This is a genomic window from Nonomuraea sp. NPDC050536 (assembly GCF_044457685.1).
In the GTDB taxonomy this organism is placed as follows: Bacteria; Actinomycetota; Actinomycetes; order Streptosporangiales; family Streptosporangiaceae; genus Nonomuraea.
In genome coordinates, this window is the sequence record NZ_JBITHD010000004.1 from 16,026 (window position 1) to 30,797 (window position 14,772).

The 14,772-nt window shown below is 69.1% G+C and carries 14 protein-coding genes and 1 pseudogene; 6 read left to right on the forward strand and 9 right to left on the reverse strand.

The genetic code is table 11. The features are described from left to right. The first annotated feature begins 488 nt into the window (after positions 1-488). Together ACIBHX_RS13115 and ACIBHX_RS13120 are read left to right on the forward strand one after the other, a co-directional pair. Positions 489-872, forward strand: coding sequence for a hypothetical protein (locus tag ACIBHX_RS13115; protein WP_397067111.1), 384 nt, complete (start codon positions 489-491; stop codon positions 870-872). After that, a pseudogene (locus tag ACIBHX_RS13120) lies at positions 869-1,440 on the forward strand (Tn3 family transposase). Before ACIBHX_RS13115 ends, ACIBHX_RS13120 begins: the two are co-directional and overlap by 4 nt. Before the next feature lie 199 nt (positions 1,441-1,639). On the opposite strand, the gene ACIBHX_RS13125 reads toward ACIBHX_RS13120, so the two are convergent. Together ACIBHX_RS13125 and ACIBHX_RS13130 are read right to left on the reverse strand one after the other, a co-directional pair. Further along, entirely contained in the window at positions 1,640-3,862 is a 2,223-nt protein-coding gene (locus ACIBHX_RS13125; RefSeq protein WP_397067112.1) for an MMPL family transporter, read from the reverse strand. After that, a complete protein-coding gene (locus ACIBHX_RS13130; RefSeq protein ID WP_397067114.1) occupies positions 3,859-5,034 on the reverse strand; it encodes a serine hydrolase domain-containing protein in 1,176 nt (391 codons plus the stop codon). The genes ACIBHX_RS13125 and ACIBHX_RS13130 overlap by 4 nt, the downstream gene beginning before the upstream one ends. A 236-nt stretch (positions 5,035-5,270) precedes the next feature. Here ACIBHX_RS13130 and ACIBHX_RS13135 point away from each other — a divergent pair, with 236 nt between their 5' ends. The 3 genes from ACIBHX_RS13135 to ACIBHX_RS13145 all read left to right on the forward strand — a co-directional run bounded on the left by ACIBHX_RS13135 (position 5,271) and on the right by ACIBHX_RS13145 (position 8,312). Continuing rightward, the gene (locus ACIBHX_RS13135) at positions 5,271-6,452 is read left to right on the forward strand and encodes a sensor histidine kinase (protein ID WP_397067115.1); all 1,182 of its coding nucleotides are present in this window, start codon (positions 5,271-5,273) and stop codon (positions 6,450-6,452) included. Continuing rightward, a complete protein-coding gene (locus tag ACIBHX_RS13140) occupies positions 6,449-7,141 on the forward strand; it encodes a response regulator (RefSeq protein WP_397067117.1) in 693 nt (230 codons plus the stop codon). Before ACIBHX_RS13135 ends, ACIBHX_RS13140 begins: the two co-directional genes overlap by 4 nt. Positions 7,142-7,358: 217 nt before the next feature. Continuing rightward, positions 7,359-8,312, forward strand: a complete 954-nt coding sequence (locus tag ACIBHX_RS13145) for a recombinase family protein (protein ID WP_397067119.1) — start codon at positions 7,359-7,361, stop codon at positions 8,310-8,312. A gap of 312 nt (positions 8,313-8,624) precedes the next feature. On the opposite strand, the gene ACIBHX_RS13150 is transcribed toward ACIBHX_RS13145, so the two are convergent. From ACIBHX_RS13150 to ACIBHX_RS13175, 6 genes are all read right to left on the reverse strand, one after another. Further along, positions 8,625-8,864: a hypothetical protein gene (locus ACIBHX_RS13150; RefSeq protein ID WP_397067121.1), complete on the reverse strand. Its 240-nt coding sequence runs from the start codon at positions 8,862-8,864 to the stop codon at positions 8,625-8,627. Positions 8,865-8,948: 84 nt separating this feature from the next. After that, positions 8,949-9,251, reverse strand: a complete 303-nt coding sequence (gene mihF / locus ACIBHX_RS13155) for an integration host factor, actinobacterial type (RefSeq protein WP_397067122.1) — start codon at positions 9,249-9,251, stop codon at positions 8,949-8,951. Positions 9,252-9,425: 174 nt separating this feature from the next. After that, a complete protein-coding gene (locus ACIBHX_RS13160) occupies positions 9,426-9,647 on the reverse strand; it encodes a helix-turn-helix domain-containing protein (RefSeq protein ID WP_397067124.1) in 222 nt (73 codons plus the stop codon). Continuing rightward, entirely contained in the window at positions 9,647-10,138 is a 492-nt protein-coding gene (locus tag ACIBHX_RS13165; RefSeq protein ID WP_397067126.1) for a DUF2975 domain-containing protein, read from the reverse strand. Before ACIBHX_RS13165 ends, ACIBHX_RS13160 begins: the two co-directional genes overlap by 1 nt. Before the next feature lie 468 nt (positions 10,139-10,606). Then, complete coding sequence (locus ACIBHX_RS13170) at positions 10,607-11,335, reverse strand: helix-turn-helix domain-containing protein (RefSeq protein ID WP_397067812.1); 729 nt, start codon at positions 11,333-11,335, stop codon at positions 10,607-10,609. 140 nt (positions 11,336-11,475) lie between these two features. Further along, entirely contained in the window at positions 11,476-11,673 is a 198-nt protein-coding gene (locus tag ACIBHX_RS13175) for a hypothetical protein (RefSeq protein WP_397067127.1), read from the reverse strand. A gap of 223 nt (positions 11,674-11,896) precedes the next feature. Between ACIBHX_RS13175 and ACIBHX_RS13180 the strand changes: the two genes are divergently transcribed. Further along, positions 11,897-13,126, forward strand: coding sequence for a serine hydrolase domain-containing protein (locus tag ACIBHX_RS13180; RefSeq protein WP_397067813.1), 1,230 nt, complete (start codon positions 11,897-11,899; stop codon positions 13,124-13,126). Positions 13,127-13,484: 358 nt separating this feature from the next. Here the strand turns inward: ACIBHX_RS13180 and ACIBHX_RS13185 are convergent, their stop codons facing one another. Then, positions 13,485-14,744 (reverse strand): MFS transporter, encoded by a 1,260-nt coding sequence (locus ACIBHX_RS13185; RefSeq protein ID WP_397067129.1) that lies wholly within the window; start codon positions 14,742-14,744, stop codon positions 13,485-13,487. Positions 14,745-14,772 lie beyond the last annotated feature (28 nt).

A 14,772-nucleotide genomic window follows, 5' to 3' on the forward strand; every position in this document is an offset into this window, starting at 1 on the left:
AGCCCGGCAGTGGGCTGGCCTGGCTGGCGATGCGCCGCTGTCGTCGCCGACGCCCTCGGCTACCACGACAAAACCACCGCCCGGCTCCTTCGGGAAGGCGGCGGAGCATGGAGCCGCTACGCCGCCGGAGAGCATGGACGGTGACCGTCGGGCTCGCTTCCATCCACAACATCCACCAGTTGAATAGGCGAACTCCCAGTAACTACATGACCCCGTATCACCCCCCGTTCGTGAACCATGGAGCATGACTCACCATGGTTGTTGTGACCGAGGAGCCTCTCGCTGGCGGAACCAACGCCATGCGGTCCACGTGCCGTGTCATGGGCCGGTGATGCGAGGCGTTTTGGCCTGGGAGGAGGAGCGGTACGGCGCACCGGGGTTACTGTCACATTTGTTGACAGTGGGGCTTGAGCAGGCAAGTCTTGCCCGATGGCGGAGTCTGAGGGCGAGGGGAGAAGGCCGGCGAGGTCAACACGCTGGCCTACACGGTGGCCACTGTCGAGCGGCTACGCGAGTGCCTGCGCCGCCATGAGGTGTTCGTGCCCGGCCTGCCCAAATGGGGCGACCCCACCGCCGGGCTGCTGGCCGGAGTGGCCTGGGACAAAGCCCGCGCCATGGTCTGCCGCGACCTGGGCCTGTCGGCCGAGCCGGGCGCCGACTCGCAGCGGTGGGCGCGCACCCTGGACTTCGCCTACAAGCAGCTGGCCGCGGGCCTGTCGGGCGAGGAATCGGTGCGCAACGAGTGGCTGCGCATCGAAAAATCCCCCGAAGGCAAGGACCACCTCGTCCTGACCGGGCTGGAAGCGCTGGACGAACCCGCCTCACTGACCGGGCTGACCCTGCCGCTTTCTACGGCCGCCTCAACACCATGATCAAAACCCGGGTGAACATCGGCCTCATCAACGACCACTGGGACGACCTGCTGCGCGCGGCCGGCTCCCTGCAGACCGGTGCGGTCCGCCCGGCCGAGCTGTTTCGCTACCTGACCGGCGGCGGCACCCCCACCCCGATCGGCCGCGCTCTGATGGAGCTGGGCAAGCTGGATCGCTCGGTCTACCTGGCCTCCTACTTCAACGACGAACTGCTGCGCCGGCGGGTCAACACCCAGCTGAACCGGCAAGAAGCCCGCCACACCCTGGCCCGCAAGATCTTCCACGGGCAAAAAGGCGAGCTACGCCAGAGGTACAAGGAAGGCAGGAAGATCAACTAGGGGCGTTGGGCCTGCTAACCAACGTCTGCATTCTGTGGAACACCGTCTATACGGCCCGCGCGCTGGAACAGATCCGCGCCGAGGGCAAGAAGATAGCCACCGCGGATATCGCCCGCCTGTCCCCGCTCGGCTTCGAGTGGCTCAACTTCCTGGGCCGCTACAACTTCTCCCTGCCCGAGGCTGTGCGCGAGGGCAACTTCCGGCCGCTGCGCACCCCCGGTCAGCGGTAGTCGGGGGTGAACCTGCATCGGAACCGTTTGTACCGTAAGCGCTTTCCCGCGGGTCGGAACAGTCTCGGCGGGAGACCTCTGCCCGCATCACCTCCGAGCACGACGACACGGCTGCTGACACCAGGCGAGATACCTGCACCAAGCGGTGTGTTTCTGGCGTACTCCGGCCGTACCCCTTCCATGCCGTCAGGGGCGGCGGCTATGGCGAGCCCCAAGAGGCTGGGGCCCGGTCGGGTGCCGGGGCGGGTTCGGGCGCATGGTCCTGCGGGTTCGTGGTAGGTCGAGGGCGGACCGGCCACCAGACGGCCCGACCGAGCAGTGCGGCGAGTGCGGGGACCAGCACCAGCGACACCACAAGCGCGGAAACCATGATGCCCAGCGTCATCGCGAAGGCGATCTGTTCGTTGCCCGAGGATGTGGCGAGGCTGGCGAAGGAAGCGGCTAGCACCACGCCGGCCGTCGTGATGGCCGGTGTCGTGTGCCGTACGGCGCGGGCCACGGCGGCGCGGGCCGGACCTGGTCGCCGCATCTCCTCCCGGATCCGGTCGATGATCAGGATGTTGTAGTCGGTGCCCAGGGCGACGACGAACAGGAACAACACGAGCGGGAGGGTGAAGCTGACGCCCGGCTTGCCGAGTATGTGCTGGAACAACAGGGTGGCGGCGCCGAGGGTGGCGGCGAAGCCGAGCCCGACGGAGAGCATCAGGATCACCGGCGCGAGCAGGCTGCGCAGGAGCAGCAGGAGGATCAGCGCGATCAGCGCGGCCGCGACCGGGAACACGATCGTGAGGTCGTGCTCGACGGCCGTCGAGATGTCGGCGATGATCGCCGGGGTCCCGCCCACGTGTGCCGTCGTCCCGGCGGGCGTGTGCTGGGCGACCGCGGCCCTGATCGGTCCGGAGGCCAGGTCGCGGGCCTGCTGGCTCTGCGGGTCCGCGGTCGGATAGAGGTCGATCCTGGCGGCGCGGTGGTCCTTGTTCAGGACGGTCTTCGCGACCTGGCCCACACCCTTAACCTGGGTGAGCGCTCGCGATAGACCCTCCAGCCGGTCTGCGGTGAGGGCGCCGTCGTCCTTGGAGGTAACAAAGACGCTCGTCGGGTCCGACACGCCGGCCGGCAGCGTACGGGAGATCTCGGCCGCGGTGGCTGCGGCGGGGGTCTGGGTGCCGGGGCTGCCCTGGCCGTAGTCCATGCGGATGCCGATCAGCCCGGCGGCCAGTGCGGCGAGCAGGGCGACAGAGGCGGTCAGCATCATCAGCGGGCGTCGCGTGACCAGCTCACCCAAGCGGGCGGCACGGCCCTCGCGCGTCTCGCGGTGCAAGGCCGTGCTGGAGGGCCAGAACATCCTGCGGCCGGTGGCCGCCAGCAGCGCCGGCAGCAGGGTGAGGCTGCCAAGCAGCATCACCAGGATCGCGACGGCGATCGCGGGGCCCATCGAGCGAAACTGCCCGAAGGTCGCCAGTCCCAGCGTGGCGAAGGCGGCCACGATGGTCAGCGCCGCCGAGGTGATCGCGGTGCCCACCCGGCCGGAGACCTGCCCGGCCACCTCGCGGGCTGACTGCTCGGGCCTGGCCCGCAGTGCCTCGCGGAAGCGGAACAGCAGGAACAACAGGTAATCGATGCCAATGCCGAACAAGACCACGTTGATCAGTCCGGGGGTGCTCGCGTCGAGCTTGAGCCCGGTGATCATCGCGGCGCCCGCGACGGCACCCGCGGCCACGAGGCCGATCAGGGCGACCGCGAGCAACGGCAGCAGGGCCGCCAGCACGCTGCGAAACACCAGCACGTTGAGCAGGATGATGAGCCCCATGATGAGCCCGCCCCCGACCGTCGTGGCGATCTTGCGGGAATCGACGGTGTCGACGGCGTCGGCGAGAGGCCCGGTGAAACCTGTACGCATCCCCGCCTCTGAGAACTGCGTCCGGGCGGCGTCCCTGAAGGTCCGGTAGACGCCCTGGACGCCCCTATCCGCACGATTGCCGATCAGCTCGACGGAGAGCAGCTCGAAACTCCGGTCGGGCGCCGTCATCGTCGGGGCGATCGTGGGGGTCTGGGAGCGGTCGGGGACCAGGTACTGCTGCGGACCGTCGTCCTCCCTCGGCATGATCACCCGGCGCTTGGCCAGCTTCGCCGCCTCGGCCTCGATCCGCTCCTGGTCAGCGGCGCTGAGGGCCTTGCCGTCGGAGCGGGCGACCAGCACCGTCACCGTGGTCGCGTCGGGATTCACCCCGAACCGCTCCTCGGCGATGTTCAGGGCGGCGGCCGAGTCGTAGCTACGGGGCAGGAAGTCCCCGGTCTGGTTCTGGGTGACCCGGTCGAACAGGGTCGGGATCAGGGCGCTCAACGCGACGCCCAGCACCGCCCAGAGGGCGATGACCTTCCATGGGTGCCTGGTGGAGTATCCAGTCAAGGCGCGGATCACGATGTGCTCCGGCGGACGGAAGCGGCGCAGAGTGCGTTGTCGATCAGGCGGGCCGTGGCCTGGCCCTGCTCTCGCGTGCCGGGGTAGGTGGTCCGGGAGACGATCACGCTGGTACGGCCGTCCTGGGTGACGGCGTTGTCGGTGATGAACCCGGGGGTGCCGCCAGGGTGCGTCCAGGCCGTGACTCCGCAGCTCAGTCGCTGCTTGGCCATACCCAGCCCGAACTCCCTGCCGGGCACGCCGACAGGGACCGTGGTCATCATCTTCTTCAGCTGTTGCTGCGACAGCACCTGCCCGCCCAGCAGTGCACGCCAGAACCTGACCAGGTCTTCTGTGGTGGTGACGGCCTCGCCCGCCGCGCCGGCCCAGCCGAGGCTGAGCAAGGTGGAGCGGAACGGGCGCGCGGTTTTGGCGTCCTCGGTGTAGGACTGCACGTGCGGCTTGGGCAGGAGCGGGGAGTCGCCGGGCAGGGTCGTGTTCCGTAGCTTCAGCGGCTTGATGATCCGGCGCGTCACCTCCTCGCGCCAGGAGTTCCTGGCGGCCTTCTCGATGATCATCCCGGCCAAGGTGTAGTTGATGTTGGAATAGCTCCAGCGGGAGCCGGGGGCGAACAGCGGTCGATGGCCGACGCTGAGCGCCACCAGCCGCCGCGGGCTCATGCGCAGGAACCGGTAGGTGCGGTAACCCCGCTCCGTGTGCATCTTCTTCTCGATGTCGCCCACGGAGTCGTGCAGGCCGCTGGTGTGCTGGAGCAGGTGCTTGACGGTGATAGCGCGCCCGTCGTTGCCGTTGCCGCGCACCAGCCCGGGAAGCCACCGCTCGACGCTGTCGTTGACGGAGAGCCGCCCTTCCGCCTCGAGCTGCAGGATCACGGCGGCGACAAAGGTCTTGGTGTTGCTGCCCATCCGGAAATGCCCGCCGCTCGGGACCGGCACCTGACGGCCCAGCACTGCCGTACCACTGGATGCGGCCAGATCGGCGCGGGGCGAGCGCACCCGAGCCTGCACGCCCAGCGTGCCGGCGTCGCGGATCGCGTCCAGGTCCGCTTGCAGGGCCGCCCGGTCGTAACCGGGGGAAGACGCGTGCGCCGGGCTCACCGCCAGCACACCGGCCGACACGGCCACGGCCGCTGTCGCCACGACCGCGTGGAATCGACGCTGGCCAACACTCATTTTTGCCTCCTGGCAGATGCACCTGGTGCCGGGGGTTCCCGGCCGGGATCCAGACCATCAGTCAGAAGAGCGGCAAACCTCCTGGCAGCGGATGATCCTGACCGGGGCCCTGAGGCCTTCCCCAAGGCCGCGACCAGGACCCTGGTCCTAGCCCAGGTCCGCGCGGTGAGAGCATCGCGACTGCTGTGCAACCCTGGTTCGGGGGCCAAGAGGCCTGATACAGGGGGAAGTCAGACATGTCCAGGAGCCGATACGTCGGGTCCGGCGATGCCCGGGAGCTGCCGTGGAGCCGTAACGACGCCCTCGTGACCGGCGGCGCCTGCGTGATGAACCTGCTCAGCTACGTGTTCTTCAACGCCTCCGACGGCCTGCACACCGTGAGCGTGACCGGGTTCCTCTTCGTCGCGCTGACAGCACTGCCGCTGCTGGCCCGGCGCCGCCACCCGGTGGCGGCGCTCGCCGCTGTCCTGGCACTCGACGCGACGGCCACCCTGACCGTGCCGCTGCCCCGGCACTTCGGCGCCGTGCTGGTGGTCGCCCTGTACTCGGCGGCCAGGGCCTGCCCCGGCCGCGTGACGGCGCTCGCGGCCGTCGTCACGGTAGCGGTGACGCTGCTGAGCCAGAGCAACGGCCGCATTCCGCCCTGGCAGGACGCGATCACCCCGCCGCTCACCACCCTGATCGTCGTCGGCGCCGCCATGGCGATGAACCGCTGGCAGCGGGAGGTGGACGCCAACCGCAGGCTCCTCGCCGACCGTGCGGTGGCCGAGGAACGCCGCCGCATCGCACGGGAGTTGCACGACATCGTGGCCCACCACATCACCACCATGCAGCTGATGGCCGGCGGAGCGCGGGCCAACCTCGCAGAACCGGAGGTGGTCAAGGAAGCCCTGGTCACCCTGGAGTCCTCCGGGCGGCTCGCGTTGCGCGAGATGCGCCAGCTCCTGGACGTACTGCGGGACGGCGACGAACCCGAGGTCGCGCCGTCCCAGCCCCAGCCTGGTATCGACGACCTCGGCCGCCTGGTGGCCGAATCCCGCTTCGCCGGAGTGCCGACCGAGTTCAGCGTCCACGGGCAGCGGCGCCCGTTGCCGCCGACCGTCGGCCTCACGGTGTTCAGGATCGCTCAGGAGGCCCTCACCAACACCCGCAAGCACGCGGGGGCCGCCCACGCGTCTGTGGAGCTGATCTACCGTCAGGATCGAGTCATCGTCGAAGTACGCGACGACGGCGGGAACGGCCCGCCAGAGGAGGGGGCGCGCGCCGGCGGATACGGCCTGATCGGCATGCGCGAACGCGTCGCCCTGCACGGCGGCACCCTCACCGCGGGCCCGCAGGCCGACGGGGGGTTCGCCGTGGTGGCCGACCTGCCGCTGACCACGGACGAGGCCGTCCAGCACGAAGGGGCGCACCGATGACCGCGCCGCCGATCAGGGTGCTGATCGTGGACGATCAGTTGCTGGTACGGCGCGGCCTGTCGCTGATCCTTTCCCCCGACCCGTCCTTCGAGGTCGTGGGAGAGGCCGAGAACGGCGCGCAGGCCGTCACCCTTGCCCGCCAACTACACCCCGACGTCGTGGTGATGGACATCAGGATGCCCGTCCTCGACGGAGTCGGCGCGACCAGGGAACTCGCCTCCACCGTGCCCGGTAGCCGGGTCCTGGCCCTCAGCACCTTCGACATGGACGAGTACCTCGTGGGCGCCCTGCGCGCCGGAGCCTACGGGTTTCTGCCCAAGGACAGCTCACCTGAGGACCTGAGCGCGGCGATCCGCACCGTCCACGCCGGCGACGCCGCCGTCGCGCCACGCCTGCTCACCCGGCTGATCTCCACCTACGTACGGGCGCCTCACGGCACCCGGCCGACACCCACGGGCCTGGACGAACTCACACCCCGCGAGGTCGAGGTATGGCGGCTGATGGCCACGGGCCTCGACAACACCGAGATCTCCCGTGCCCTCGGCCTCAGCCTCTCTACCGTCAAGAACTACATCACCAGCATCTTCGACAAGCTCTCCGTGCGCGACCGCGCCCAGGCGGTCATCGCGGCCTACGAATCAGGCCTGGTCACCGCCCGCCAGGTAGCCGGGAACCCGCCCACCGGATAGCGCGGCCTGCCGGTGCGGATGCTTCCACACCACCGCGTCGCCACCGTCCACGATCAGGTCACCGCCCGTCACGCAGACCGACTCCGTTCCATTCCCAGATCAAGATCAAAAAGCGGTGGCGGAGGCCCGTCGGACCGCCGATCGGCTCTCAGAACCCGTTCTCACGTAGACGCCGGACGGCGTGGTTGTGAGAAATGTTTGTGAGAGCATCGGACGCATGACCGACTCCCCGGACTCCCGCAGCGACGCCGATGAAGTCGAGCGTCACCCCTGCCCGCGCTGCACGGCCGAACCCGGCTCGCCGTGCCGCTCACGCGGCGGTGCGGTCGCCGGGACGTACCACACCGGCCGCTTCACCAAGGTCGGCCGGCTGGCCAAGCTGCTGCGCGTGCCCACCCCGGCCGACCGCGGGCCCAGCCAGCCGTGGCGGCCCGGCACCCCCGTCCCGGCCGCCACCCGCCCCGATGCCCCCAGCGCCGACATCCGCATCGGCTACGCCCGCTGCTCCACCCTCACTCAGGAACTGCAATCCCAGCTCGACGCCCTGGCCGCGCACGGCATCAGCCGCGACAAGATCTTCTCTGAGAAGATCAGCACCCGCCTGCGGGTGCGCCCGCAGTTCGAGGCCGCCCTCACCCTGGCCCGCCAGATCAAAGCCCACGCCCCGCACTGCCGCGTCATCCTCACCGTGTACGAGATGAAGCGCCTGGGCCGCGACGCCGCCGAACTCACCGCCCTGGCCGACCACATCACCGCGCACGGCCTGGTCCTGGAGATGCTCGCCGGACCCCTGCCCGGCATCTACGACCCCACCGGACCCGGCCGCATCCTGTTCGCCTTCTTCGCCGCCATGGCCGAAACCGAACGCGAGAACGTCCGCGAAGCCACCCTGGAGGGCCTGGACGCCGCCGCGCGCAAAGGCAAGCACGGCGGCCGCCCGCCGGTCATCACCGACGACATGCTGCACACCGTGCTGCGCCGCCGCGCGAACGGCGAGTCCGTCGAGCAGATCCAGCCCGACCTGATCATCGCCACCGGCAAACGCAAAGGCCGCAGCCCCAGCGTGGCCAGCATCTACCGGGCCCTGGCCGAGCACGACAAACGCCAGACCTACCCCGAAGCCGTCCAAGCGGCCCACGACGACTTCGCCGCCCTCACCACCAGCCGGTGACCCACACCGTCACGAGGGCGGCCATGCCTGCAGCACCTGGTCGTCGACGGGGTCGAGCTCGACCCGGTACCCGGCCGTGAGCAGCGCGGCCTCATACCGGGGGCAGACCAAGTAAGCCGGAAAGGGGCAACGGCGGTGGGCACACAGGACAGAACTACAACTCTGTCCGGTTCCCGAAACGATGTCTGACCAGGTCAGCGCAGTGACACCGCCGCGAGAATCAATCCGGCCCCACGCCAGGTACGGCTATCCACAGCCGAAACCTCAACTTCCGCCTCCACCACCCGACCAGCCCTATTAGACCTTTCCGGCTTACTTGGTCTGCCCCCCATACCGCGCCAGCTCCGCGGCGGAGGCCCCGGCACCGCCGGTGCAGGCGATCACGAACGGCGCGCCGTCGCCCTCCACGACGAACCCGTCCCGCCGCTCGCCGAACTCCAGCCGGCGCGCCGTGCGCAGCACCGCCCGGATGGCCTCAGCGTTGCGATCCCGCACCGTCCACAACGGACGCCCGGCCGCCCCGAACCCGAGCTCCGGCTTGTCCTCGCCCATGGCCACACCGTAAGCCAGCCGTGATCTTCGGCCTAGAGCGATTCACCCCAGCAGGCCAGCGCCATTCCCCGAGGGACACGTTCTTCACCAGCGCGCGAGCGCGGCGAGCAGCCGCTCGCGCTGCGCTTCCCCCAGGTCACCGGCACGTCGCTTCACCTCGACCCCGCACGTCGCCATCACTGCGGCGACCCTGGCCGGGCCATAACCGGGCACCGCCCGCAGCACCAGAGAGACCCTCGTCCTCTTGACGAGATCATCGTCTGGCGCCATGGCGAACACCTCCGCCACGGTGACTGTCCCGGCTCGGACCTTGGCCAGCAGCTCGCTGCGCGCCGTCCGCGCCTGCGCGGCCTTGAGCAAGGCCATCGCCCTCTGTTCAGCGGTCAACACCTGTCCCGCCATCGATGGGCCTCCAACATCGGTTGTCCCCCTTCCGACATCGTCGGGTTCGGCGGGGCGTCGGCCTCCATCACGGAGCACTGTTCAACAAATGTGACAGTAAGCCCGGTTCGCCGTACCGCGCCTACTCGGGGGCCGTTTTCACGCCCGCCCTGGGGCACGTCATCCGCCCGCGGGGTCCTCGGCCTCCCAGCGCAGCAGGTCGCCCGGCTGGCACTTGAGCACCTCGCAGAGGGCGGCGAGCGTCGCGAAGCGCACCGCCTTGGCGCGGCCGTTCTTGAGTACGGCCAGGTTGGCGGGCGTGATCCCTACGCGGTCCGCGAGTTCGCCCACGGACATCTTCCGCCTGGCCAGCATCACGTCGATGTCGACGGCGATCGGCATCAGATCACTTCGTCCAACTCGGCCTGCATCTGCGCCGCTTCGACGTCGCGCGCGACGGCCTGGGCGAGCAGCGTCCGCAGCACGAGCACGATGAGCGCGACCCCCAGGATGGCCAGGCCAATCCCGCCCATGATGACGGTGACGCCCGGGTCGTCCCGCTGGCCCGGCGCGTTGAGGATCGTGACCGCGAACCACACGAGGGCAGCCGCCACGATCGCGCCGATCATGATGTCCACGTACCGGAAGGCGGCGTGGGAGAACACGGTTCCGCGTCGCACCATCGTCACCAGCCGCCATACGCAGACCAGGGCGACCTCGACCGACACCATGCCCAGGATCGTGATCACGCGCAGCGGGGTCAGCGGGAGCGACCCGTCCTCCGGGTCGCTCCCGCTGACCAACGTCCACACCATCAATGCCTGGACGAACACGGTGCCGGCGAGCACCACCACGAGCACGGCGCGCAGCGCACGCACTGTCAGCTTTCCCATGGCCTATCCTTCCATCGAGTTACGATGGGAATCTATCGAATATCGATAGGTAAAGCAAGGGCCGGGACGGAGGGCGGACGGCGTCTTCCGTGGGTTCCACAGCTGAACCGCTACGCCGCCAGGGAGCAAGGAATGTCACTATTAGGGCCTAGGGGGACGACAACTCGCGACAGTTGAATAGGCGACTCCACCAGTACCGACGCCGAAGAACCGTGCGCCCGGCCGCCAAATTGTTGATCATGTGAACGTGGCCTGAGACGGGTCCGGCCGCGTGCGCGCGCTCCATGGACTGCTTGCCGCGTTCCATGTGGGAGATCGTCGAAGCCGCGGCAGGGCTGGACGGACTTCGGCTGCGGCGGTCTGCTGGCGCTGTTGGTGTGGGTTGAAGGCGTACCAGCGGTTGGGGCGTTACCCGAAGTCGGCCGAGGCCGAGGCGGCGAGGCTTTCTGGCCGCGATTTGAGCGTGGCTCAGGTAGTGCTGTCCGAGGTCGTTTCGGGTTTCGTGTGGAGGATGTCGCGGGCCTGGTCCGCGGCGCGGGCGATGCTCTCGGAGACGACGCCGATGAAGCGGGCGGTGTTTTCCAGGCGGGCGGCGGCCGGGGTGTCGGGGCCTAGGATGCCGACGCCCTGCCGTGCGAGCTCGACGACCTGGGCGGTCGTGCGGGCGCTGGCCATCATCGATTGGTACCAGACGTCGTCGTCGACGACGTAGCGTTCGCGGCGGCGTTCGTCGCGTTCCCGGCGGACGTGGCGCAGGCTCTCCAGGAGCGTGATCGCTTTGGAGACGGACGCCGGGCTGATCTGGAGGCGCCCGGCGAGTTCGGCGGCGGTGAGGCTGCCGGTGTCGGTGGTGTAGAGGCAGGCCAGCACCCGGGAGGTCATCTTGGGCAGGCCTGATTGCATGAGGACGGTGGCGAACATCTCCTCGTATTCGCGTACGGCCTGGGCGTCGCGTCCGTGGGCCTGCGGGGGCGCCTCCGAGGGCACGGCCTTCCTGCGCCGGTGGGTGCGGCGTTGGGTGGCGTGGTGGGCCAGACCAGCACGGTAGGCGGTGGGGCCGCCGTTGCGCATCACCTCACGCGTGATCGTCGAGGTCGGCCGGTCGAGGCGTCTGGCGATCTCTGCGTAGGCCAGGCCGTCGGCCAGCCCCAGCTCGATCTGCTGGCGGTCCTGCTGGGTGAGCCTGCCTCCCGGCATCGCGACCTCCTCGCTGCTCCTTGAGGCCTCCATCATAGCGTTCATTTTCTCTCCATTGCAACGATCAAAACTAGCGTCATTGCATTGAATTCTGAACCATTGCAACGATATTGCTGTCTTTACCTGCATTAATGCTCGCTCTAGGCAACGATCGAGTTGCCATCGCTTTGAATGCTACGTAGCGTTTCCATCATCAGAAACATCGAGGACGGGAGAGCGCGGTGCAGACGATCGACACCCCCGCCCCGGTCTCGGCCGTCCTGGACATCCCCGCGGGAACCATCCGACTTCATCGCCGCCAGCCAGGCCGCACGGTCGAGGTTCTGCGAGGTTGCCACCGACGGCTCCATGGCCCCGGCCTCATCCGGTGTCGTATCAGTCAGGACGGCAACGGCTCGATATCAGAGCGGTCGGCAACGGCCATGAACGGTGCGGCGCTTGCGGCCTCAAGGCCGCGAAATGCAGACAAAGCATGACGAAGAACATCATTTCCGCGGCTCGGTCCACTCCTCCGACCGGAGGGTTCCAGGGGATCGAACACTGTAGACAGGAAGATTCATGATGGATAAAAGCAACAGCGGCTTCTCTGAAGCAGGGCTGCGCAGACTGCGCGACGTGCTGGCACGGCATGTCGAGTCCAAAAAGATTCCCGGGCTCGTCGCCCTGGTCAGCCGGGGAGGCCAGACGCACGTCGAAGCGCTTGGGACGATGCGTCATGACGGTGGCGCGCCGATGCGCCGGGACACGATTTTCCGGATGGCGTCCACGTCCAAGCCGGTCACGATGGCGGCGGCGATGATCCTGCTGGATGAGTGCCGGCTGCGGCTGGATGACCCGGTAGATCCGTGGCTGCCCGAACTCGCCGACCGTCGGGTGCTGAAGCGGCCCGACGGCCCGCTGGATGACACCGTGCCGGCACAGCGGCCGATCACCGTACGGGACCTGCTGACCTCCACGTTCGGGCTCGGAGTGGATTTCACGTTGATGGACTCCCCGATCAGGGCCGCGACGTTCGAGCGGACCGACTACAGCGTGGCATCCGGGCCGGCGCCCGACCCGGACGAGTGGATGCGCCGCCTCGGCGAGCTGCCGCTGTCGTACCAGCCCGGAGTGCGGTGGCAGTACGACCTCAGCAACGAAGTAGTCGGCGTGCTTGTCGCCAGGGTCACGGGCCAGCCGTTGGAGACGTTCCTGCGCGAACGCATCCTCGATCCGCTGGGGATGAAGGACACCGCCTTCCACGTGCCCGCCGACAAGATCGACCGGCTGCCGCCCCTGTACGGGCCCGACCCGCAGACCGGAGAGTTCCTGGTGTGGGACGAGGCGGCAGGCGGAAGGGTCAGCCGGCCTCCGGCCTTCCAGGGCGGCGGCGGTGGGCTGGTCTCCACCGTCGACGACTACCACGCCTACTTCCAGATGCTGCTGAATCACGGTATGCACGGCAGCGAACGGATCCTGTCCCGGCCCGCCGTCGAGCTGATGACCACCAATCGCCTCACGCCCGAGCAACAAGCTGCCCGGGACGCCATGTACAGGAACATCGCCCATATCACGGTCGGCCAGGGGCAGCAGGGCGGCTGGGGCTTCGGGATGGCGGTGCGCACCTACCGCGGCGACTATGCGCCTATCGGGCAGTTCGGCTGGGACGGCGGTACCGGCACCACGACCTACGCCGACCCGGACAACCAGCTCACCGGAATCCTGCTGACCCAGGTCGGGATGTCCACCGCGGATTCGCCGCGGCTTATCCACGACTTCTGGTCCACGCTCTACCAGGCCATCGACGACTGACAACAAGTTCGCTCAGCTCGGCGTGGCCGGTACACATGCGCAGACGCCGGGCCGAGCGGGCACAACCGATCGACGATCCCGTCAGGGACGAGGCCGGCCAGAGGACAAGAGCGGCTGGCGGCTTCTCCACCGCCTTCGTCCCGGTCGACACCATGCCCGCCTGGTGCCAGCCGAATACCCCCCAAAACCCACGGCACTCCAGCTCCCTGTGGGTCCGTCCGGCCGATTCGATGGACAACCAAGCGCCCCCTGATACCCACAGGACGGGGTGAGGGGGGCTTCGGGGCGCCGTCGGCCAATGCATCGGGCACGGCCTGTTCGGCTTTCGTGGGCGCCCGATACACCGAGGCGTACATCGTCAGGGGTCCGCTCGCGTCAGGACGCCCCAGGCGGCCAGCGGGACCAGCAGCATGGTCAGGAGGCCCGAGAGGACCAGGCTGGTGTGGATGCCCGTCAGGGCGATCAGCGGGCCGGCGGCGAGCAGGCCGAGCGGGGCGGCGACCGTCGAGCCCGTCGTCCAGAGCGTGACCACCGGCTGCTGCTCGCCGGGGCGGAGGCCTGACTGCAGGAAGCTGTACGCGACCGGGGTGAACGGGGCCCAGATCAGGCCGCCGAGACTGAACACGACCATGGCCGCGGTCTGATTCCCGATGCTGGCCAGCGCCATCGGGCACAGCGCCCACAGCGCGATGATCGCGATCAGCAGCGGGCGCTGGGGGAGGTTGCGGAGCCGGTCGACCAATCCGGCGCCCGCGAGCGCCCCGACGCCCAGCGCGGTCCAGAGCAGCCCCAGACCGGACGCACCGGTGTGCAGCGCCTCCCGCACGTACAGCGGCAGGGCCACCTCGATCGGCATGTAGAGGAAGTTGAAGAAGAAGACGACCACGAGCAGGCGCCGGGCCACCGGCCGCCGCCGCAGGATCCGCCACCCCGACTCGCGCTCCGGCTCGGGAGGCTCGAGTCCGCTCTCCGCGCGGACTGCCGCCGCCTGCGGCACGTACCGCAGCAGCGACGCCAGCAGGATCAGCGCCCCGCACGCGTCGGCGAGCAGCGCCCACCCGGCACCGGCCCCCGCCACCAGGAGCCCGCCGGCCACCGGCCCGAGGACGAGCAGCGCGAAGTTGCCGCCCAGCCCCAGCAGCCCGTTGACGGCGAACCGGTCCGTGTCACCCACCATCGAGGTGGCCAGGAGCCGGCGGCTGCTGGAGCCCGCCATCCGGAAGGTGCTGCCCAGCAGCAGCCCGCCGACCAGCAAGGGCAGCGTGAGCCGGCCTGCCACGGCCAGCGCGCCCAGGCCGGTGAACGTTACGGCGCGCAGCACACAGTCCGCGAGCAGCAGCCGCCGTGGCGTCGCGGATAACCGCCCCAGGCTGATGGCCAGGGCGAGCACCGTGGAGAGCAGGAACGGCGCCGCCTCCACCATCCCGATCGCGACCGCCGCATCCACGGTTCCGTGTACGGCGAGCGTCTGCACGGGCATCGCGACGATCAGCATGCCCGTGCCGGCGTTCGCCAGCAGATCGCCCAGCAGCAGGCCGGCCATCCGCCGGTTGCGCAGCAGGACGTCGCGGTACGAGCTGTTCACCGCGGCGGGCTCGGTTTCGGCTGCGGTTGACACGGGAGGCTCCTTCGATGGCTGTCGGGGT